The organism is Streptomyces violascens, assembly GCF_014649955.1.
Lineage (GTDB): Bacteria > Actinomycetota > Actinomycetes > Streptomycetales > Streptomycetaceae > Streptomyces > Streptomyces violascens.
Genome location: NZ_BMUA01000013.1, coordinates 22,399 through 43,597, shown reverse-complemented (window position 1 = coordinate 43,597; position 21,199 = coordinate 22,399). Strand labels below are relative to the sequence as shown.

The window sequence follows — 21,199 nt, the reverse complement described above, 5'->3', positions numbered from 1 at the left end:
GTGGGGGAGGGTGGTTACGAGCGTACTTCGAGGAGCGGTACGAGCTGTTCCACCGGGGTCATCGAGCCGTGGTTGCCGACCATGAGGGACTCGTGGGGCTCTCGCCGCGAGGCGGTGATGACGACGTCGTCGTGGGCCGCGGCGACCACGTCGCCGATCCGCCCGTAGACCCGCTCGTCGATGTGCGGGCCGAACCAGCCCGCCGCGATCGCCTCGTCGCGGCTCGCGACCCAGAACTGCTCCCCGAGCACCTCGCGCCAGCAGGTCAGCACGTCCGAGGCGGCGCCCGGCACGGCGTACACATGGCGGGCCCGGCCCTCGCCGCCGAGCAGGGCGACGCCCGCGCGCAGCTCCCAGTCCTCGTCGAAGTCGATGCGGGACTGCTCGTCGAAGGGGATGTCGATCATGCCGTGGTCGGCGGTGATGTACAGGGCCGCGCGCGGCGGAAGCTGTTCGGCCAGGCGCTGGGCCAGCCGGTCGACGTACATCAGCTGGCCGCGCCAGGCGTCCGAGTCGACGCCGAAGCGGTGGCCCTTGCCGTCGACCTCGGAGTAGTACGTGTAGACCAACGACCGGTCCCCGGCGGCGAGTTGGTCCGCCGCGAGGTCCATGCGCTCCTCGCCGGAGAGCCGGCCGCGGAAGCTGCCGCCGCTGAGCGCGATCTTGGTGAGCGGAGTGTGCTCGAAGTCCGGCGAGGACACCTGTGCGGTGTGCACGCCCTCCTGGTCGGCGAGCTGGAAGACGGTGGGGTACGGCTGCCAGGCGTGCGGGTCGGTCCACGGCTTCCAGCGGAGCTGGTTCATCAGCTCGCCGCTGTCGGGGTTGCGCGCGGTGTAGCCGGGCAGGCCGTGCTCGCCGGGGGCCAGGCCCGTGCCGACCGAGGCGAGCGAGGTCGCGGTGGTGGCGGGGAACCCGGCGGTTATGGGCCGGCCGGTGCCGCCGCGCGAGGTGCCGAGCAGGGAGTGCAGATACGGGGCCTCGTCCGGGTGGGCCTTGATCTGCTCCCAGCCGAGGCCGTCGATCAGGAAGACGCAGTTGCGGTCGGCGGGGGTGAGCTCCGCGATCCGCTGCTCGAATCCGGGTACGCCCTGGCCCGCCACGAGGGTGGGCAGCAGATCGGCGAGCGATCCGGTGCCGTACTCGGGGACGGGTGCGGTGTCGAGGGCGAGGGGTTCGACGTCCTGCCAGGCGGGCTGCGCCATCAGCGGCCGGTCGCCGCGGTCGCCTCGGACAGCGCCTGGGCGAAGGCCAGCGTCTGGCGCACCGTGTCCGGGCCGTCACCGGCCTCGCTGACCCTGAGGCTCAGGTCGTCGGCGGTGGAGTTGCCGGTGTAGCCGTGGTCGGCGTCGCAGTTGGGGTCGCCGCAGGCGGCGGGCTCCAGGTCGATCCGGGCGACCGCGCCCCAGCCGATGGTCAGGACGACCTCGCGGGGCAGGGTGCCGGGCGTGTACGACTCGGGGTTGGCCACGACGCGGCTCACCACGACCGACGAGATCCGGCCGAGCTTCACGGACTCCGTGGAGGTGGTCGCGTACGGCGTCGGGGAGCTGGTGTCGGCGTTCTGCTCGTCGGTGTGGCTGACGATGAAACGGTTGTCCGTGAGCACGAGGACCGTCACATGGCGGCGTACCTCGTTGGCGTCGAACGTGGTCTCCTGGTGCACCAGGTACGACGCGATCGGCTCCCCGCCGACCGCGGCCTCCACCGCCTCGGCCACGAGGGCCGGGTAGTAGCCGCTGCGCTCGATCGCCGCGCGGAGCCCCTGGGTCGTCGTACCGGTCTTCGCCATGGGGTCCATCTTAAGCTGCCGCACGGGGCGGACGGCCCCTCAGAGCTCTCAGTAGCTGGGCAGGCGCCTGGGACCGAGGTCCGTGCGGGGCGGGGCGGGCGCGAGGCGGACCGTCGCGCCGAGCACCGACAGGCCGTGCTGGGCGACGATGACGGGCTCCAGACCCACCGCGACCACCTCGGGATGGTCGTCGACCAGCCGCGACACCCGCAGCAGCAGCTCTTCGAGCGCCGCGGTGTCGACGGGCGCCGAACCCCGCCAGCCGAACAGGAGCGGCGCCGTCCGGATGGACCGCAGCAGCTCGGCGGCGTCGCGGTCGGTGGCCGGAATCAGCCGGTGAGCGGTGTCACCGAGCAGCTCGGAGGCGGCGCCCGCGAGTCCGAAGGACAGCACCGCGCCGACCGCCGAGTCGATCGAGGCGCGCACGACGGTGTCCACCCCGCGCGGGACCATGGCCTGCACGACGGGCCCCAGCTCCTCCGGCTTGCCGAGGGCGGCCGTCAACTCGGCGTATGCGCGCGCGAGTTGGTGCTCGTCCGCCAGATCCAGGCGTACGCCGCCGAGGTCGGGGCGGTGGCGCAGATGCGGGGCGGTGGTCTTCAGGGCCACGGGGTAGCCGAGGCGGCGGGCGGCCTCGACCGCACGGTCCGGGTCGGGTGCGGGCAGCGTCGGGCGCACGGGGATGCCGTACCGGCCGAGCAGCTCCTCGGCGTCCGGCGCGGCCAGGGTCGTGCCGCGGGGGTCCGGGGCGGGGCCCAGGAGGCGGTCGATCAGCGCGGCCGCGCCCGGTTCGTCGATGTCGTCGTACTCCCCCACCTTGCCGGGGTCCGCCGCCTCGCGCCGCCAGCGGGCGTAGCGGACGGCCTCGGCCAGTGCCCGGACGGCTCGCTCCGCGGCGGGGTAGGCGGGGATCCGGGCCGCCTCGCCCCGGGCGGGGAGGTCGTTGTTCGGCTTTGCGCCGGTGGGAGTGCTGGGGGCGCTGCCCCCGGACCCCCGCTCCTCGAACTCCCCCGAGGACTTCGTCCAGGGGGGACCTCCAGGGGCTGAATTCGTGCCGGGCGGAACTGGATCCGCCGGGGCTAGACCGGTGCCGGGCAGCACGGGATCTGCCGGGGAGCGGTCCGGGGTCGGCGAGCTGCCCGGAGTCCGGGGTGTGCCCCTGTTCACCGTGCGGGCCGCCGCCGACAGCGCCTCCGCCAGGCCGCCGATCTCCACATGGACCACCGCCACCGGCTTCGCCGGCGCCGCCGCGGCCGCCTCGCGCAGGGCGTCGGCCAGGACCTGGCCGTCGCCGGATTCCATCGCTCCGTTCTCGCCGACCCACGGGATCGCCGTCACCACGACCGCGTCGCAGGCATCGTCGGCGAGGGCCGCCGCCAGGGCCGCGCGGAAGTCGGCCGGGGTCGCCCCCGTCGTCAGGTCGAGGGGCCTCAGCGGGCGCAGGCCCTCGGTCAGGCAGGCGTCGTACGTCAACAGGCCGAGCGATTCGGAGTTGCCGAGGATCGCGACGCGCGGGCCGGCGGGCAGCGGCTGGCCCGCGAGCAGCAGGCCCGCGTCCACGAGTTCGGTGACCGTGCCGACCAGGATGACGCCCGCCTGGCGCAGCAGCGCCGAGACCGTGGCGTCCGGCACCCGGGTCACCGGCACGGCGTGGCCCGGCGGGGTCGTACCGCTGTGCCGGGCGCCCTTGACCACGACGACGGGCTTCGCGGCGGCCGTGCGGCGGGCGAGCCGGGTGAACTTCCTCGGGTTCCCGATGGATTCGAGGTAGAGCAGCACCACATCGGTGGCGGGGTCCTCGTACCAGTACTGGAGGAAGTCGTTGCCGGAGAGGTCCGCGCGGTTGCCGGAGGAGATGAACGTGGACAGGCCCGCGCCGCGCCGGTAGAGGCCCGACAGGAGGGCGATGCCGATCGCGCCGGACTGGGTGAACAGGCCGATCCGGCCCGCGGCCGGCGGCTCGGGGGCCAGCGAGGCGTTCAGCCGCACCCCGGCCGCGGTGTTGATGATCCCGAACGCGTTGGGGCCGATCAGCCGCATCCCGTACGAGCGGGCCTGGCGGACCAGGGCGCGCTGGCGCTCCCTTCCGTCCGGGCCGCTCTCCGCGTAGTCGGCGGCGAGGACGACGAGGCTCTGGACGCCGTGCTCCCCGCAGTCGGCGACCGCTTCCGGCACGCGTTCGGCGGGCACCGCGACGATCGCCAGGTCGACCGGCTCGCCGATCGCGGCGACGGAGGGAAAGGCGGGGACGCCGTCGAGCTCGCGCTGCTCCGGGCCGAGCGCCCCGTTCACGGCGTACGTACGTCCGGTGAATCCGGCGCCCAGGAGGTTGCGCAGGACCGTGCGGCCGACGCCGCCGGGCGCGCGGCCGGTGCCGACGACCGCGACAGAGCCGGGCGCGAGGAGGCGCTGCACGGATCTCGACTCGGCGCGGTGTTCGCGGGCGCGCTGCACGGCGAGCGACTCGGCGGTGGGTTCCAGATCGAGGGTGAGGTGGACCGAACCGTCCTCGAAGGACCGCTTCTGCTGATAGCCGGCGTCCGTGAACACCTTGATCATCTTGTTGTTGGCGGGCAGCACCTCGGCCGCGAACCGCCGGATGCCCCGCTCACGGGCGACCGCCGCGATGTGTTCGAGCAGCGTGGAGGCGACGCCCCGGCCCTGGTGCGCGTCCTGGACGAGGAAGGCGACCTCGGCCTCGTCGGCGGGGGCGGAGGCAGGGCGGCCCTGGGCATTGATGCGGTCGTAGCGGACGGTCGCGATGAACTCGCCGCCGACGGTTGCGGCCAGGCCGACCCGGTCGACGTAGTCGTGATGGGTGAAGCGGTGGACGTCCTTCGCGGAGAGCCGGGGGTAGGGGGCGAAGAAGCGGTAGTACTTCGACTCGTCCGAGACCAGCTCGTAGAAGGAGACGAGCCGCTCGGCGTCCTCGGTGGTGATGGGCCTGATGCGCGCGGTGCCGCCGTCACGGAGCACCACGTCGGCCTCCCAGTGGGCCGGGTACGCGGGGTCGGACGCCGTCGTCATACCGAAAGCGTACGGGTCGCGGGGCCGTACGGGGCGGGGCAGGGCGGCAAGGGCCGATCGGCGCCACACTGGGGCCTAAGGTCGGTACGAGCACCGCGCACCACATGAGAGACTGGTCTAGACAACCGTCAGAGATTTCGAAGGGCAACACCATGGCTGAGCGCCGCGTCAACGTCGGCTGGGCCGAGGGCCTGCACGCCCGCCCCGCGTCCATCTTCGTCCGTGCCGCCACGGCTGCCGGAGTCCCCATGACGATCGCCAAGGCCGACGGCAACCCGGTCAACGCCGCGTCCATGCTCGCGGTGCTCGGTCTGGGTGCGCAGGGCGGCGAGGAGATCGTCCTGTCCTCCGACGCCGAGGGCGCGGACGTCGCTCTCGACCGGCTGGCCAAGCTGGTCGCCGAGGGTCTCGAGGAGCTCCCCGAGACCGTCTGACCCGGTCGGCGCGACACCGCGTCACACCGAAGGACCGCTGATCCCGAATTCGGGCCCGGCGGTCCTTTTGTTTTCCCTCGCCACGGGCGTGCGCGGAGAATCGGATACCCAGGGGAATGCGATGCGCGGGAAAACCAATTCCGGGCAGCGCAATGCGGCGGCCCTTATGACCTTTCTTTGTATACGGCCGCGCTGTTAAGTGCGGGCGCTCGCGGTGTTTACGGGATGTTGCGAAGTTCTCACGGGTGCGGGCCCGCGCAGCCGATGGGCGGAAAATGATCGCTCGGCGTGCAGGGCGGTGAGCGAGCGGGCGCGTTCGGCGTCGCCGCGGGCCACCGCGTCGGTGATCGCGCCGAGTTCGGCCCAGGCCTCGGCCGGGCGGGCCGGCACCTCGACCGCGTACATCCAGGCGACCTTGTGCCTCAACTGCGTGAGCAGCGCGATCAGTCCGGGGCTCGCGGAGGCCTGGGCGAGCGTCTCGTGGAACCAGCCCCCCAGCGAGCGCAGGTCCTCGCCCTGGCCGCGCCTGGCCCGGTCCTGCCCCAGCCTCACCAGGCCACGCAGCACCTTGAGATGGGCCTCGCTGCGGCGCCCGGCGGCGCGGGCCGCGGCCAACGGCTCAAGGAGCAGCCGCAGTTCGAGGAGGTCGGCGGCCTCGATCTCGGTGGGCTCGGCCACGCAGGCGCCGGCATGCCTTCGAGTGGTGACGAACCCCTCGGACTCCAGGGTGCGCAGCGCCTCTCGGACCGGGACGCGCGAGACTCCGTAACGGCGTGCGAGGACTTCCTCGGTGAGCCGGCTGCCCCGCTCGAAAACACCCGACACGATGTCGTCGCGGATTGCCGTGCATACCGAATGCGCCGGAATACGCATGGCCGAACCTCCGCCTCAATCCCTGCGAAACGCGATCGCGCAACGCCTGTTCGGCGACTCTATGGCAGGTCTTGTTAATTCCCCGTGACGGGCCGGAACCAATGGATATCTTTTGGCCAAGGGCGAAGGCCCCCGGCAGCATGCCGGGGGCCTTCGGAGTGCGCGCGGGCGCTTCGGACGCCTTGGACGTCTCGTACGCCTCGGATGTCTCAGACGGTGACGCCGTGCGAGCGCAGGTAGGCGATCGGGTCGATGTCCGAGCCGTAGTCCGGGCCGGTGCGGGCCTCGAAGTGGAGGTGCGGGCCGGTGGTGTTGCCGGTGTTGCCCGACAGGGCGATCTGCTGGCCCGGCTCGACGGACTGGCCGACGGAGACCTGGATCTCCGAGAGGTGGCCGTACTGGGTGTACGTGCCGTCGTGCATCTTGATCACGACGTTGTTGCCGTACGCGCCGCCGTTGCCGGCCTCGACGACGGTGCCCAGACCGACGGCGTGCACCGGAGTGCCGATCCCCGCATGGAAGTCGATGCCGGTGTGGCTGCCGGAGGACCACAGCGATCCGCCGGTCTTGTAGCCGGTGGACACATAACTGTCGGATATGGGGGCCACGAAGGTGTTGAGGCGCTTGCGCTCGGCCTCGCGCGCGGCGCGCTCCTTGGCCTCGCGTGCCTCCTTGGCCCGCTGCTCGGCCTTCGCCTTGGCGGCGGCCTCGGCCTCGGCCTGCGCCTTGGCCTTCGCGGCGGCCTGCTTCTGCGCGTCGGCCTGGGCGCCCACCTGGTCGGCGATGCTGTCGCCGATGACGATGGCCTGGGTGAGGCCGGTGTCGACCGTGGTGGTGCTGGGGGCCGCCATGGCCGGGGAGGCGAGGGTGCCTACGACTCCGGCGGTGGCGAGGGTTGCGATGCCCGCGATGTTCGCGCTGCGGCGCGTCATACGGCTGGGCGCGCGATGCTTCCCGGTGGCACGGGTGAACGCCATGGAGTGGCGGTGTCCTTTCCTTCCATCTCGCCTACCGGGTTAGCTGACGGGTTCGGAGCAGGAAGGTCTCCTACGGGCTCCTCCGCGGGCGGAGGCGTCCGATTCACCCCAGGGACTGAGTGGGTCCCCGGCTCCCCAGGCTCGCGCCTTCGGGGACTCGGCGATCACTGTCCGGTGCCGCGGCTGCGACGGGTGGTGACGGACAGCCGGACCGACGCTAGACGGCTGATCTTTCAATCACCAAACAGACACCGGTTTTTGTAGCGCACGCCACATGACAGACAGGCAACCTCCCTTACAAATCGGACATTGAGCCGACATGGGAGGACCCCGGTGGCACATCCGCCACCGGGGTCCCGTGCCCCTCCGTCGTCCGCCTGCCTCGGCCGGCCCGGACGGTGTCTCAATCAGCTTGGTACGACGGTGACTTCACCGATTCCGAGCGCCCTGACGGGCTCCTCGATCTGTGCCGCGTCGCCCACGAGGACCGTGACGAGCCGGTCGGCCGGGAAGGCGTTGACGACGGCCGCCGTCGCCTCCACAGTGCCGGTCTCGGCGAGCTGCGCGTACAACTGCGCCTGGTAGTCGTCCGGGAGGTGCTGCTCGACCTGGTCGGCCAGCGTCCCCGCGACGGCCGCCGCGGTCTCGTACTTGAGCGGTGCGACGCCCACCAGGTTCTGCACGGCCGTCTCGCGCTCGGCGTCCGTGAGGCCTTCGGCGGCCAGCGTGCGCAGCACCTTCCACAGGTCGTCGAGGGCCGGGCCGGTGTGCGGGGTGTCGACCGAGCCGCTGATGGCGAGCATGGCCGCGCCGCCGTCCGGCCCCGAGCGCAGCACCTGGCCGAACGCGCGAACCCCGTAGGTGTAGCCCTTCTCCTCGCGCAGCACGCGGTCCAGGCGCGAGGTGAGGGTGCCGCCCAGGCAGTACGTGCCGAGGACCTGGGCCGGCCAGACCCGGTCGTGCCGGTCGGCGCCGATGCGGCCGATGAGCAGCTGGGTCTGGACGGCGCCGGGGCGGTCCACGATGACGACCCGGCCGGTGTCGTCGGCGGTGATCGGCGGCATGGGGCGCGGCTCGGCCGTGTTGCCCGTCCAGTCGCCCAGGGTGTCCGCGAGGATCGCGTCGAGGTCGGTGCCCGACAGGTCGCCGACGACGACGGTGACGGTCGTCGCGGGGCGCACGTACGCCTCGTAGAAGGCGCGCACCGCCGCCGCGTCGATGGCGGCGACGGTCTCCTCGGTGCCCTGGCGGGGCCGGGACATGCGCGCGGAGGCCGGGAACAGCTCCTTGGAGAGCTGCTTGGCGGCCCGCCGGGACGGGTTGGCCTGCTCGTGCGGGATCTCGTCCAGCCGGTTGCGTACGAGCCGCTCGACCTCGGAGTCGGCGAACGCGGGGGCCCTCAGCGCCTCGGCGAGCAGGGAGAGCGCCTTGGGCAGCCGGGAGACGGGCACTTCGAGGGAGACCCGGACGCCGGGGTGGTCGGCGTGCGCGTCGATGGTGGCGCCGCACCGCTCCAGCTCGGCGGCGAACTCCTCGGCCGAGTGCTTGTCGGTGCCCTCGGTCAGGGCGCGCGCCATGATCGTGGCGACGCCGTCGAGGCCCTCGGGCTCGGCGTCCAGCGGGGCCGCGAGGAAGATCTCCACGGCGACGACCTGCTGGCCCGGGCGGTGGCAGCGCAGCACGGTCAGGCCGTTGGCGAGCGTGCCGCGCTCGGGGGCCGGGAAGGCCCACGGCGTGGCGGTGCCGGCGGCCGGCTGCGGGTGGAACTCCATGGTCACGACAGCGTCCGTCACTGGCCCGCCTCTTCCTCTTCGTTGCCTGCCTCGGGTGCCCCGGTGGGCTCGTACACCAGGACGGCCCGGTTGTCGGGGCGCAGCGTCGCGGCGGCGACCGCCTTGACCTCTTCCGCGGTGATGTCCAGAACGCGGTCGACGGCGGTCAGGGCGAGCTGCGGGTCGCCGAACAGCACGGCGTACCGGCACAGTTCGTCGGCGCGGCCGGCCACGGTGCCCAGCCGGTCGAGCCACTCGCGCTCCAACTGGGCCTGGGCGCGCTCCATCTCCTCCTCGGTCGGGCCCTCCTCGGCGAACCGGGCGAGCTCCTCGTCGACCGCGGCCTCGATGTCGGGGACCTCGACGCCGGCCGACGTCTTGACGTCCAGCCAGCCGAGCGAGGGGGCGCCGGCGAGCCGCAGCAGGCCGAACCCGGCCGCGACGGCGGTCTGGTCCCGGCGGACCAGGCGGTTGTGCAGCCGGGAGGACTCGCCGCCGCCGAGGACGGTCAGCGCGAGGTCCGCGGCGTCCGACTCGCGGGTGCCGTCGTGGGGCAGCCGGTAGGCGGCCATCAGGGCGCGCGCCGGGACGTCCTCCTCGACGACCTCGCGCAGCTGCCCGCCCATGGTGTCGGGCAGCGCGCCGTCGCGCGGCGGCTGCTTGCCGTCGTGGGTGGGGATGGAGCCGAAGTACTTCTCGATCCAGGCCAGCGTCTGCTCGGGGTCGATGTCGCCGACCACCGCGATCACCGCGTTGTTGGGCGCGTAGTACGTACGGAAGAAGTTCCGGGCGTCTTCGAGGGTCGCCGCGTCCAGGTCGGCCATCGAGCCGATCGGCGTGTGGTGGTAGGGGTGGCCCTCCGGGTAGGCGAGGGCGGTCAGCTTCTCGAAGGCGGTGCCGTAGGGCACGTTGTCGTAGCGCTGGCGGCGCTCGTTCTTGACGACGTCGCGCTGGTTCTCCATCGACTGCTCGTCGAGGGCTGCGAGCAGCGAGCCCATGCGGTCGGCCTCCAGCCAGAGCGCGAGCTCCACCTGGTGGGCGGGCATGGTCTCGAAATAGTTGGTGCGCTCGAAACTGGTGGTGCCGTTGAGCGAGCCGCCGGCCCCCTGCACCAGCTCGAAGTGGCCGTTGCCGTGGACCTGGTGGGAGCCCTGGAACATGAGGTGCTCGAAGAGGTGGGCTAGGCCGGTGCGGCCCTTGACCTCGTGACGCGAGCCCACGTCGTACCAGAGGCACACCGCGGCGACCGGGGTCAGGTGGTCCTCGGAGAGCACCACGCGCAGGCCGTTGGCCAGTCGGTGCTCAGTAGCTGTCAGACCGCCGGAGCCGGCCTGCGCTGTGGCCGTATGACCCATGGGCATGTACGTCCCTTCGAATCCGATGTGCAGTACCGCGAGGTGAAGTACTGGCGGGGAAAGTCCTCAAGTGAAGAAGTCCTGCCACTGTATGCAAGCGCGCGGGCACCTGGCGAAGTTCCCGGGTCGCGGTCGGCGTTGTCAGTGGGACGGTCCACAATGGTCGGCATCAGACCCGAATCCGGTACGTGAAGGAGCAGCAGCCGCGATGGCCCGCCGCAGCACGAAGACCCCGCCGCCGCCCGACGACTTCGAGGAGCGGATCCTCGACATCGACGTCGTCGACGAGATGCAGGGCTCCTTCCTCGAGTACGCGTACTCCGTGATCTACTCGCGGGCCCTGCCGGACGCCCGGGACGGCATGAAGCCCGTCCAGCGCCGCATCGTCTACCAGATGAACGAGATGGGCCTGCGCCCCGACCGGGGCTATGTGAAGTGCGCCCGCGTCGTCGGCGAGGTGATGGGCAAGCTGCACCCGCACGGCGACGCCTCGATCTACGACGCCCTGGTGCGCATGGCGCAGCCGTTCTCGATGCGCCTTCCGCTGGTGAACGGGCACGGCAACTTCGGCTCGCTCGGCAACGACGACCCGCCGGCCGCCATGCGCTACACCGAGTGCAAGATGGCGGACGCCACGTCGCTGATGACGGAGTCCATCGACGAGGACACCGTCGACTTCGCGTCGAACTACGACGGCCAGGAGCAGGAGCCGGTCGCTCTGCCGGCCGCGTATCCGAACCTGCTGGTCAACGGCTCGTCCGGGATCGCGGTCGGCATGGCGACCAACATGCCGCCGCACAACCTGGGCGAGGTCATCGCCGCCGCCCGCCATCTGATCCGGCACCCGGACGCGGACCTGGAGGCGCTGATGCGCTTCGTGCCGGGTCCCGACCTGCCGACCGGCGGGCGGATCGTGGGCCTGGGCGGCATCAAGGACGCGTACGAGTCGGGCCGCGGCACTTTCAAGATCCGCGCGACGGCGTCGGTGGAGAACGTCACGGCGCGCCGCAAGGGCCTGGTCGTCACCGAGCTGCCGTTCACGGTCGGCCCGGAGAAGGTGATCTCCAAGATCAAGGACCTGGTCGGCTCGAAGAAGCTCCAGGGCATCGCCGATGTGAAGGACCTCACGGACCGTTCGCACGGCCTGCGTCTGGTCATCGAGATCAAGAACGGCTTCGTCCCGGAGGCCGTCCTGGAGCAGCTCTACAAGCTGACGCCGATGGAGGAGTCCTTCGGCATCAACAACGTGGCGCTGGTCGACGGCCAGCCGCTCACCCTGGGTCTCAAGGAGCTCCTGGAGGTCTACCTCGACCACCGCTTCGATGTCGTACGGCGCCGCAGCGAGTTCCGCCGCACCAAGCGGCGCGACCGGCTGCACCTGGTCGAGGGGCTCCTTGTGGCCCTGGTCGACATCGACGAGGTCATCAGGATCATCCGGTCGAGTGACAACTCGGCGCAGGCCAAGGAGCGCCTCATCGAGCGCTTCTCGCTGAGCGAGATCCAGACGCAGTACATCCTGGACACGCCGCTGCGCCGGCTCACCAGGTTCGACCGGATCGAGCTGGAGAGCGAGCGCGACCGGCTGACCGGCGAGATCGACGAGCTGACCGGGATCCTGGACTCGGACAACGAGCTGCGCAAGCTGGTCTCGGCCGAACTGGCCGCGGTGGCCAAGAAGTTCAGCACCGACCGGCGCACCGTGCTCCTGGAGTCGGCGGGCGCCCCGGTCGCGGCCGTCGCCCTCGAGGTCGCGGACGACCCGTGCCGGGTGCTGCTCTCCTCCACGGGCCTGCTGGCCCGCACTGCCACCGGCGACCGGTTCGTGGCCGGTGAGGACGACAAGCGCGTCAAGCACGACGTGATCGTCTCGGCGGTGCCCGCCACCCAGCGGGGCGATGTGGGCGTGGTGACGTCCAGCGGGCGGCTGTTGCGGCTCGCGGTCATCGACCTGCCGCAGCTCCCGGACACGGCGTCCGCGCCGAACCTGTCGGGCGGCGCCCCGATCTCGGAGTTCCTGTCCTCCTTGGAGCCGGACGAGACGGTGGTGTGCCTCACCACGCTCGACGAGTCCTCGCCCGGTCTCGCGATCGGCACCGAGCAGGGCGTCGTCAAGCGGGTGGTGCCCGACTACCCGGCGAACAAGGACGAGTTGGAGGTCATCACCCTCAAGGACGGTGACCGGATCGTGGGCGCGGCCGAGCTGCGCACCGGCGAGGAGGACCTGGTCTTCATCACCGACGACGCCCAGCTGCTGCGCTACCAGGCGAGTCAGGTGCGTCCCCAGGGGCGGCCCGCGGGCGGCATGGCCGGCATCAAGCTGACCGACGGCGCCAAGGTCATCTCGTTCACGGCGGTCGACCCGGCCGAGGACGCGGTGGTGTTCTCGGTGGCGGGCTCGGGAGCCACCCTGCTCGGCGACACGGCGGTGTCCGCGAAGCTGACGCCGTTCGACCAGTACCCGCGCAAGGGCCGGGCCACCGGCGGGGTGCGCTGTCAGCGGTTCCTGAAGGGCGAGGACAAGCTGGTGCTCGCCTGGGCGGGCCCGGCCCCGGCCCGCGCGGCCCAGGCCAACGGCGCTCCGGCACAGCTCCCGGAGCTGGACCCGCGCCGCGACGGCTCGGGCACGCCGCTGCCCTCCCCGGTGACGGTCCTGGCGGGCCCGGCGTCGTAACGCGGGGCGAGCGCCCCGGGAGGGGCGCGACCAGCCACCACCGGCCCGCAGGCAAAGCGCTCCACCTCCTGCTTCCGGCGGAGTGCTCAGCCGCAAGGGGCTGGGGAGTCAATCGAACTCCCCAGCTCCTTCCGGTTCCCGGGGCTCCGGCTCAGGCTCCGGCACGTACCGCAGAACGCCCCACATCGCATGCTCGGGCGGGGTCTCCCCCGGGTCCGCCACCACGCACCCGGCGAGCTGCTTGTCCAGGGCGGCCGCGTCGATGCCGGCGCCGATGAGGACGAGCTCGGTACGGCGCTCCTGCTCGCGCTCCCACGGCTCGGGGTAGAACCGCAGGAACCGCCCGACCGCGTGCAGGCTGTACCGGTTGCGGGTGTCGGCGGCGCCGAAGTCGACGAATCCCTTGATGCGGTAGAGGCCCTCGGGCCGGGTGTCGAGGAAGGCCATCAGGCGGCGCGGGTCGATCGGCACCTCCGAGGTGAAGGCCACGGATTCGTATCCGGCGTGCAGATGGGGATGCGCGTGGCCGCCGGTGCAGGCGCTGTGGTCGTGGCCGTCCTCGCCGCAGCTCCCCTCCCCGGACACGTCGTCGAGGAGGTCGTCGAAGGCGAGCTGGCCGACGCGCTCGGTCAGGGGCCTGCGGTCGAAGAAGAGCTCCGGGTCCACCCGGCCGTACGCGGACTCGACCACCGCGGCCGCCCCCGCGAGCGCGGTGCGCAGCCGGGCCAGGTCCGCCTCGCCGACCCGGTCCGTCTTGTTGAGCACCACCAGGTCGGCGACGCTCAGATGCCGCTCGATCTCGGGGTGCTTCTCACGCGTGGCGTCGTACTCCGCCGCGTCGACGACCTCGACCAGGCCCCCGTACACGATCCGCGGGTTCTCGCTGGCGAGCAGCATCTTGACGAGTTCCTGGGGTTCGGCGAGACCGCTCGCCTCGATGACGATGACGTCGAGACGGGCGGCGGGCCGGGTCAGCTTGTCCAGGTAGAGGTCGAGCTCGCTCGCGTCCACGGCGCAGCACAGGCAGCCGTTGCCGAGCGAGACGGTGGAGTCGCCGAGCTGGCCCGCCACCGTCATGGCGTCGATCTCGATGGAGCCGAAGTCGTTGACGATGGCTCCGATGCGGGTGCCGCGGCAGGCCCTGAGCAGATGGTTGAGCAGGGTGGTCTTGCCCGAGCCGAGGAAGCCCGCGAGGACGATGACGGGGATCTGCTTGCTCGGGCTGTTCACCTGGGGCCTTTCAGACTGCGGGTACGGGCTGCGGCGGGGGCGGGCCCACGTAGCGGGCCGCCGGGCGAATGATCTTCGAGTCCGCCGACTGCTCCAGGATATTGGCGCTCCAGCCGACCACCCGGGCCGCACAGAAGGTGGGCGTGAACATCTCGCGCGGCAGCCCGCACAGCTCCATGACCACCCCGGCGTAGAACTCCACGTTGGTGTGCAGCTCGCGGCCCGGCTTGAGCTCGGCCAGGATCGCCTCGACCTGGCGCTCCACCTCGACGGCGAATGCGACGAGCGGCCCGCCGAAGCCCTCCGCGATCCCGCGCAGCATGCGCGAGCGGGGGTCCTCGGTGCGGTAGACGGGGTGCCCGAAGCCCATGATCCGGTCGCCGGCCAGGACGCGTTCGCGGATCCAGCCGTCGATGCGGTCGGGGGTGCCGATCGCGTCCAGGGTGTCGAGGGCGCGGCTGGGGGCGCCGCCGTGCAGCGGCCCGGAGAGCGCGCCGACCGCGGCGACCAGGCTCGCCGCGACGTCGGCCCCGGTGGAGGCGACGACGCGGGCGGTGAAGGTGGAGGCGTTGAAGCCGTGGTCGATGGTGGAGATGAGGTACTGCTCGACGGCGCGCACCCGCTCGGGCTCGGCCTGCGAACCGGTCAGCATGTAGAGGTAGTTGGCGGCGTACGGCAGGTCGTCGCGGGGCTCGACCGGTTCGAGTCCCTGGCCGAGCCGGTGCAGGGCGGTCAGCAGGGTGGGCACGGCGGCGCAGGCGGCGAGTGCGTCCTCGGCGCGCTGCGCCGCGTCCAGGTCGTACACCGGCCGGAAGCCCTTGGCCGCGCCGAGCAGGGAGAGCGCGGTGCGCAGCCCGGCGAGCGGTCCCGACAGGGCTCCGGTGCGGGCGATGCCGGGCAGCGCCTCGCGTACGCCGTCGGGCAGGTGGCGCAGCGCGGCGGTGCGGGCGGTGAAGGCGGCGCGGGCCGCGGCATCGGGCAGCTCGCCGTGGAACATCAGGTGCCAGACGTCCTCGAAGCTGCGGCTCTGGGCGAGCTCGACAGCCGAGTACTGGCGGTAGTGGTAGAAGCCCTCGCGACCGCGGACGTCCCCGAGTTCGGTGTCCGTGACGACGACGCCCGCGAGCCCGCGGGGTACCGCGGCGGGGGCGGTGATGGTGCTGGCCATGTGGCTGCCTCCTTCAGTTCTTCATCTTGACTTGACTGTCTATGATTGACTCTGAAGCTGTCAATGTTGATTGAATCAATATGGATACGGTGACCCCATGAGTGATCAGGCACGGCTCACCACCCGCGAGGCGGCGGAGCGGCTCGGCGTGAAGCCCGAGACGGTCTACGCGTACGTCAGCCGCGGGCAGCTGAGCAGTGAGCGCGCCCCGGGTGGCCGGGGCTCGACCTTCGACGCGAAGGAGGTCGACGCGCTGGCCCGGCGCAGCGGCCGCCGCGAGCCGGGCACGGGCGCTCCGGGCGGCGACTTCACGTTCCGCACCGGCATCACTCTGATCGACAAGGACCGCTACTACTTCCGCGGCGTCGACGCCGTCGAGCTCGCCACCACGTACGGCTTCGAGGAGGTCGCGGAGTGGGTGTGGACCGGGGAGCTGACGCACGGCCCCCGGTTCACCGCGCCGCAGCCGTTCCTGGACGCGGCCCGGCTCGCGGTCGGCGCGCTGCCCGTGCACAGCAGCACCATGGACCGGCTGCGCGGTGCGGCGGTCGCGGTCTCGGCGGCCGACCCGCTGCGCTTCGACCTCGACCCCACGGCGGTGCTCGGCTGCGGCCGCATGCTGATCCCCACCCTGGTCGGCGCGCTGCCGACGGCTGGCGAGCGGCATCGCGGCGAGGGCCGGACGGCCTGGCAGCTGTGGCAGCGCCTCACCCCTCAGCTCCCTGACGAGCAGTCAATCCGCCTGCTGGACACGGCCCTTGCGCTGCTCATCGACCACGACCTGGCCGCCTCCACGCTCGCCGCCCGGGTCGCCGCCTCGGCCCGTGCGCATCCGTACGCCGTCGTCTCGGCGGGGCTCGGCGCCCTGGAGGGGCCGCTGCACGGCGCCGCGAGCGGGCTCGCGCACCGCACCCTGACCGAGGTGCTCGAACGCGGGAGCGCGGCCCCGGTCGTCGCCGACCATCTGCGCTCGGGGCGGCGCGTGCCCGGGCTCGGCCACCGGCTCTATCCGGGCGAGGACCCGCGCGCCCGGGCCCTGTTCGCGCTCCTCGAAGCGATCCCGCAGGCCTCCGACGCCCTGGCCGCGGCGCGCGACGTGGTCGACACGACGGCCCGGCACACCGCGCTGCACGCCAATGTCGATCTGGCGCTGGCCGTCATGAGCGTGGCGTTCGGCATGCCCGCCGAGGCCGGCGAGACGGTGTTCGCGGTGGCCCGCACGGCCGGCTGGATCGCCCACGCCCTGGAGGAGTACGCGGAACGCCCGCTCCGGATGCGCCCGAGCGGCTATTACACCGGGCCCCGCCCGCCCCGCCCGCTGCCCGCCTGACCGGATTCCGCACGGCCTGAACTCGCCTGTCTCCAGGCCTACTTGGCCCGGCCGGAACGTACCGTCAGACTCGCCCCATGGAACTCACAGTGCCGGTCAAGGACGGCGAGGTCTGGGCCGAGGACACCGGCGGCGAGGGTCCGCCGCTGGTGCTGCTGCACCCGGGGGTCGCGGCCTCCGGCGTCTGGGACCCGGTCATGCCGGGGCTCACCGGGCGCCGCCGCGTGATCCGGTACGACGCACGGGGATTCGGGCGCTCCCCCGCACCCACCGCGCAGTACTCCCTGTCCGCCGATCTCCTCGCGGTGCTCGACCACTTCGAGGTGGAGCGGGCCGTGCTCGTCGGGTCCAGCATGGGCGGCGCGACCGCGCTGAGCCTCGCCCTTGACGCCCCCACGCGGGTGGCCGGGCTCGCCCTGTTCTGCCCCGGCGTCACCGGCGCCCCCGACCTCGAATCCCCCGAACTTCTCGCGGAGATCGGCGAGTTGGCGCAGAAGGGCGACATGGAGGGCCTGGTGGCCCTCACCCTGCGCACCTGGGGAGCGGCCGGAACGGGCGACGACCCCGAGGTCGCCGCGCAGGCGCGTGCGGCGATCCCGGGGTGGTTCAGCAATCTGGGCCGCCAGGTCCCGGACGCGGGCGCCTTCGACCGGCTCGGCGAGATCACGGCGCCGTGCCTGCTGGCCCTCGGCGAGCTCGACCAGACCGAGGTGGTCCGGTGCAACGAGGAGATGGCCGCCCGCATCCCGGGCTGCCGCCTGGTCCGCCTTTCCGGGAGCGACCACTTCCCGTCGCTGCGGGAGCCGGACCGGGTGGCCCAGCTGACCCTGGAGCTGTACGACAGCGCCATCTGAGCCCCCGGGTGATCAGGAGCCGTACGCCTCGCTTTCGCTGAACCGGGCGGGCGGCCGACTCGTCGGCGGCTCCGGCCGCGGCGCGGGCCGGAGTGTGCGACCTCTGGACCGGGCGGCCCTCGGCGGGGCCGGGGTCAACGGGCGGGCAGCGGGGCGGGCGGACGCCGCGTGATCACACGGGGATTTCGGGATGTGCCCCGGGCCGTCTAACGTGCCTGTGCATGACCGCCCCGCCCACCAGGACCACCCCGCGCCGACGGCGGCTCGGCTGGCCGCGGCGCGTGTTCTCCCAGGTGCTGCTCATGCAGCTGGCCATCGCCGCCGGGGTCGCCGTGCTCGCGACCGGGCTCTTCCTGGCCCCGCTCAGCGCCCAGCTCGACGACCAGGCCATGCGGCGCGCGCTCGCCATCGCCGCGACCACGGCCGCCCAGCCGCAGGTCGCCGACGACCTGCTCGCCTCGCGGCCGTCCGCCCAGGGACCGGTACAGGCGGACGCGGAGCGCATCAGGCGGGCGACCGGGGCCGAATACGTGGTGATCATGGACACCCGCGGGGTGCGCTGGTCGCACACCGACCCCGGTGAGATCGGCCGGGTCGTCTCCACCGACCCGACCGACGCCCTCGCGGGCCGCGACGTCATGGAGATCGACAGCGGCACCCTGGGCCGCTCGGCCCGGGGCAAGGTGCCACTGCGGGACGCCGGCGGCCGGATCGTCGGCGCCGTCTCGGTCGGCATCGAGTACGACAGCGTCCGGGCGCGGCTCCTCAATGCGATCCCGGGCCTGCTCGCCTACGCGGGCGGCGCGCTCGCCGTGGGCGCACTCGCCGCGTATCTGATCGCCCGACGCATCCACAAGCAGACCCGTGACCTGGCCTTCTCCGATATTTCGGGGCTGCTTGCGGAGCGCGAGGCCATGCTGCACTCCATCCGCGAAGGCGTGGTCGCGCTCGATGGCGACGGCCGGATCCGGCTGCTCAACGACGAGGCACAGCGCCTCCTCGGCGTCGGTCCCGAGGCCGGGGGCCGGGCCCTGGACGAGGTGCTCGGTGCCGGGCGTACGACCGATGTGCTGACCGGCCGGGTCGAGGGCACCGACCTGCTGACCGTGCGCGGTCACCGCGTTCTCGTCGCCAACCGGATGCCGACCGACGACGGGGGCGCCGTCGCCACCCTCCGCGACCGCACCGAGCTGGAGCGCCTGGGCCGCGAGCTCGACTCGACGCGTGGCCTGATCGACGCCCTGCGCGCCCAGGACCACGAGCACGCCAACCGGCTGCACACCCTGCTCGGCCTGCTCGAACTGGAGCTGTACGAGGAGGCCGTCGAGTTCATCACCGAGGTCGTCGGAGTGCACCGGGCCACCGCGGAGCAGGTCACCGAGAAGGTCAGGGACCCGCTGCTCGCCGCGGTCCTGGTCGGCAAGGCGACGGTCGCCGCCGAACGCGCGGTGGCCCTGAGCCTGTCCCCCGCCACCTCGCTGCCGGACCGGCTCGTCGATCCGCGCGGCCTGGTCACGGTCACCGGCAACCTGCTCGACAACGCGCTGGACGCGACGGCCGGGTCGCCCGGTGCCGCGGTCGAGGTGGAGCTGCGCGCCGAGGGCCGCACCGTCGTCCTGCGGGTCCGCGACAACGGGCCCGGCATCCCCGCCGAGCACCGCGAGCTGGTCTTCACCGAGGGCTGGACGACCAAGGAGCCGCCCGCCCACGGCAAGCGGGGGCTCGGTCTCGCGCTGGTCGGCCGGTTCGCGGAACGGATGGGCGGCAGCGCCCGGGTCGGCGCGGGCCCGGACGGCGGGGCCGAGTTCACCGTCGTGCTGCCGGACGCGCTCAGCGAGGCCCTGGAGCAGGAGCTCACCGATGACCGGCATCGGCGCGAGGCCGCGGAGGAGGCGCGATGATCGACGTACTGGTCGTGGACGACGATCCCCGGGTCGCCGACATCAATGCCGCGTACACCGCGAAAGTTCCCGGATTCCGGGTGGTCGGCCAGGCGCATTCGGCCGCCGAGGCGCTCGCCCGGATCGTCGAGCAACCGGTCGACCTGGTGCTGCTCGACCACTATCTGCCGGACGAGAACGGGCTCGCGTTCGTACGAGAGCTGCGCCGGCTCGGCCACCACACGGATGTGATCATGGTGACGGCGGCCCGCGACGTCGCCACGGTGCAGGCGGCGATGCGCCAGGGCGCCCTCCAGTACCTGGTCAAGCCGTTCAACTTCGCGGGGCTCCGCACCAAACTGGAGGCATACGCCGTGCTGCGCCGCACCCTCGACGGCGGCGGCGAGGCCGAACAGGCGGAGGTGGACCGGATCTTCGGCGCGCTGTCCGTCCCCGCCGAGCCCGACCTCCCCAAGGGACACTCCCCCACCACCGCCGACCTGTTGCGCAGGGTGCTGAAGGAAGCCGAGGGCCCGCTCTCTGCGCAGGAGATCGCGGAGCGGGCCGGGGTGAGCCGCCAGACGGCCCAGCGCTATCTGAAACTCCTGGAGCGGGCGGGCCGGGTGCGACTCGGTCTGCGCTACGGCGAGACCGGCCGCCCCGAGCACCGCTACGAGTGGGCGGCGTCGCTGTAAGGCACCCCGGAGAGGGGGTTTCCGCCCTACGGGGTTGGTTGTTGCGGGCTTGGCTGTTGCGGGTTCAGCTCTGCGGGGCCTTCTTCACGAACTCCGTCGTGAAGGTCTGGGACAGATCGACCTTGGCGGACTTGAGGTTGGGATTGAACGCCTTGAGCACCCTCTCGACCGTTTCCGGCCCGTTCTCGGGCATGACGCCGTCCTTGGTGAACATCGGCAGCGTGCTCTTGATCGACTGCGCGTAAAGGGCCTTGCCGCCCTGCGCGTAGTCCGCGGGCATCTTCGCCGCGATCTCGTCGGCGCTGTGCGCGGACATCCAGCGCAGCGTCCTCACCAGCGCGTTGACCAGCTTCTGCACCGTCTGCTTGTGCCCGTTCACCCACTGAGTGTTCATGTACAGACTGGACGACGGGTAGGGGCCGCCGAGCGCCTGCTGGGAGCCTTCGGGCGTGCGCATGTCGATCAGGACCTTGCCCAGCTTCTGGTCGACGAGGGTGGCGACCGTCGGGTCGGTGGTCATGCCGCCCTGGATGGAACCCTGCTTCAGGGCGGCGATGAACGTCTGCCCCGCGCCCACCGCGACGGGCGTGAACTCGCTCGTCTTCACTCCGTCCCGCACGGCGAGGTACTTGGTGAGGAAGTCCGTCGAGGAACCGAGCCCAGTAACGCCGAGCTTCTTCCCCTTGAAGTCCTTGGGCGAACCGATGCTGCCCGCGGCCTGGTTGGAGACCACCTCCACCTCGCCGGGCGCATGCGAGAACTGCACCACGGACTCCACCTTCTTGCCCTTGACCTGGAGATCCAGCGTGTGGTCGTAGAAGCCGACGGCCCCCTGGACGTCGCCGGAGATCAGCGCGGTCTCGGCCTGCACCCCGGCGGGCTCGGTCAGCAGCTCCACGTTCAGGCCCTCGGCCTTGAAGTAGCCGAGCTGCTGGGTCAGCATCGCCGGCAGATAGATGACCTTGTCGAGTCCGCCGACCATCACCTTGACCTTGGCCTGGCCCGACGCACTCCTGTCATCCGAGGCGGAGTCGCCACCGCACCCGGAGAGCGTCATCAGCAGAGCGACACACAGCCCTCCGGCCAGGACGGCCGAGGGGGCCCTGCGCGGGTCGTGGGTGGCGGGCCGCCGGGAAAGAGGCGT

General features: G+C 72.2%; 16 protein-coding genes and 1 riboswitch. Of the genes, 6 read left to right on the top strand and 10 right to left on the bottom strand.

Annotation, left to right across the window (positions count from 1 at the left end):
• Positions 1–14: 14 nt before the first annotated feature.
• From IE206_RS24185 to IE206_RS24175, 3 genes are read right to left on the bottom strand one after another with little or no spacing between them, the layout of a single operon-like run.
• Complete coding sequence (locus IE206_RS24185) at positions 15–1,202, bottom strand: alkaline phosphatase family protein (RefSeq protein ID WP_189965428.1); 1,188 nt, start codon at positions 1,200–1,202, stop codon at positions 15–17.
• Positions 1,202–1,789 carry a DUF5998 family protein gene (locus IE206_RS24180; RefSeq protein ID WP_053725537.1) on the bottom strand — a complete coding sequence of 196 codons (588 nt, stop codon included), beginning with the start codon at positions 1,787–1,789 and terminating at the stop codon, positions 1,202–1,204. The genes IE206_RS24185 and IE206_RS24180 overlap by 1 nt, the downstream gene beginning before the upstream one ends.
• Positions 1,790–1,837: 48 nt before the next feature.
• Positions 1,838–4,816 carry a bifunctional acetate--CoA ligase family protein/GNAT family N-acetyltransferase gene (locus tag IE206_RS24175; protein WP_189965426.1) on the bottom strand — a complete coding sequence of 993 codons (2,979 nt, stop codon included), beginning with the start codon at positions 4,814–4,816 and terminating at the stop codon, positions 1,838–1,840.
• Positions 4,817–4,968: 152 nt separating this feature from the next.
• Here IE206_RS24175 and IE206_RS24170 point away from each other — a divergent pair, with 152 nt between their 5' ends.
• Positions 4,969–5,250: an HPr family phosphocarrier protein gene (locus IE206_RS24170; RefSeq protein ID WP_189965424.1), complete on the top strand. Its 282-nt coding sequence runs from the start codon at positions 4,969–4,971 to the stop codon at positions 5,248–5,250.
• 195 nt (positions 5,251–5,445) lie between these two features.
• Here IE206_RS24170 and IE206_RS24165 read toward each other — a convergent pair whose 3' ends face one another.
• From IE206_RS24165 to IE206_RS24150, 4 genes are all read right to left on the bottom strand, one after another.
• The gene (locus tag IE206_RS24165) at positions 5,446–6,123 is read right to left on the bottom strand and encodes a GntR family transcriptional regulator (RefSeq protein ID WP_189965422.1); all 678 of its coding nucleotides are present in this window, start codon (positions 6,121–6,123) and stop codon (positions 5,446–5,448) included.
• Positions 6,124–6,332: 209 nt separating this feature from the next.
• Positions 6,333–7,100 carry a M23 family metallopeptidase gene (locus IE206_RS24160; protein WP_189965420.1) on the bottom strand — a complete coding sequence of 256 codons (768 nt, stop codon included), beginning with the start codon at positions 7,098–7,100 and terminating at the stop codon, positions 6,333–6,335.
• A 13-nt stretch (positions 7,101–7,113) separates the two neighbouring features.
• Positions 7,114–7,273, bottom strand: a riboswitch (cyclic di-AMP (ydaO/yuaA leader).
• Between the two features lie 234 nt (positions 7,274–7,507).
• Positions 7,508–8,872, bottom strand: coding sequence for a M16 family metallopeptidase (locus IE206_RS24155; RefSeq protein WP_189965688.1), 1,365 nt, complete (start codon positions 8,870–8,872; stop codon positions 7,508–7,510).
• A 17-nt stretch (positions 8,873–8,889) separates the two neighbouring features.
• On the bottom strand, positions 8,890–10,227 hold the full coding sequence (locus IE206_RS24150; RefSeq protein ID WP_189965686.1) for a M16 family metallopeptidase: 1,338 nt from the start codon (positions 10,225–10,227) through the stop codon (positions 8,890–8,892).
• Between the two features lie 208 nt (positions 10,228–10,435).
• Between IE206_RS24150 and IE206_RS24145 the strand changes: the two genes are divergently transcribed.
• Positions 10,436–12,898: a DNA gyrase/topoisomerase IV subunit A gene (locus IE206_RS24145; RefSeq protein ID WP_189965418.1), complete on the top strand. Its 2,463-nt coding sequence runs from the start codon at positions 10,436–10,438 to the stop codon at positions 12,896–12,898.
• A 108-nt stretch (positions 12,899–13,006) separates the two neighbouring features.
• Here the strand turns inward: IE206_RS24145 and IE206_RS24140 are convergent, their stop codons facing one another.
• Positions 13,007–14,128 carry a CobW family GTP-binding protein gene (locus IE206_RS24140; RefSeq protein WP_189965416.1) on the bottom strand — a complete coding sequence of 374 codons (1,122 nt, stop codon included), beginning with the start codon at positions 14,126–14,128 and terminating at the stop codon, positions 13,007–13,009.
• Positions 14,129–14,138: 10 nt separating this feature from the next.
• Positions 14,139–15,296, bottom strand: coding sequence for a citrate synthase/methylcitrate synthase (locus IE206_RS24135; RefSeq protein ID WP_189965414.1), 1,158 nt, complete (start codon positions 15,294–15,296; stop codon positions 14,139–14,141).
• A 97-nt stretch (positions 15,297–15,393) separates the two neighbouring features.
• Here IE206_RS24135 and IE206_RS24130 point away from each other — a divergent pair, with 97 nt between their 5' ends.
• From IE206_RS24130 to IE206_RS24115, 4 genes are all read left to right on the top strand, one after another.
• Complete coding sequence (locus IE206_RS24130; protein WP_189965412.1) at positions 15,394–16,626, top strand: citrate synthase; 1,233 nt, start codon at positions 15,394–15,396, stop codon at positions 16,624–16,626.
• 77 nt (positions 16,627–16,703) lie between these two features.
• Positions 16,704–17,480 (top strand): alpha/beta fold hydrolase, encoded by a 777-nt coding sequence (locus tag IE206_RS24125; RefSeq protein WP_189965410.1) that lies wholly within the window; start codon positions 16,704–16,706, stop codon positions 17,478–17,480.
• Positions 17,481–17,701: 221 nt separating this feature from the next.
• A complete protein-coding gene (locus tag IE206_RS24120; RefSeq protein ID WP_189965408.1) occupies positions 17,702–19,381 on the top strand; it encodes a sensor histidine kinase in 1,680 nt (559 codons plus the stop codon).
• A complete protein-coding gene (locus IE206_RS24115; protein ID WP_189965406.1) occupies positions 19,378–20,055 on the top strand; it encodes a response regulator in 678 nt (225 codons plus the stop codon). The genes IE206_RS24120 and IE206_RS24115 overlap by 4 nt, the downstream gene beginning before the upstream one ends.
• A 64-nt stretch (positions 20,056–20,119) precedes the next feature.
• Here IE206_RS24115 and IE206_RS24110 read toward each other — a convergent pair whose 3' ends face one another.
• Positions 20,120–21,112 carry an ABC transporter substrate-binding protein gene (locus IE206_RS24110; RefSeq protein ID WP_189965684.1) on the bottom strand — a complete coding sequence of 331 codons (993 nt, stop codon included), beginning with the start codon at positions 21,110–21,112 and terminating at the stop codon, positions 20,120–20,122.
• Between the last annotated feature and the right edge of the window lie 87 nt (positions 21,113–21,199).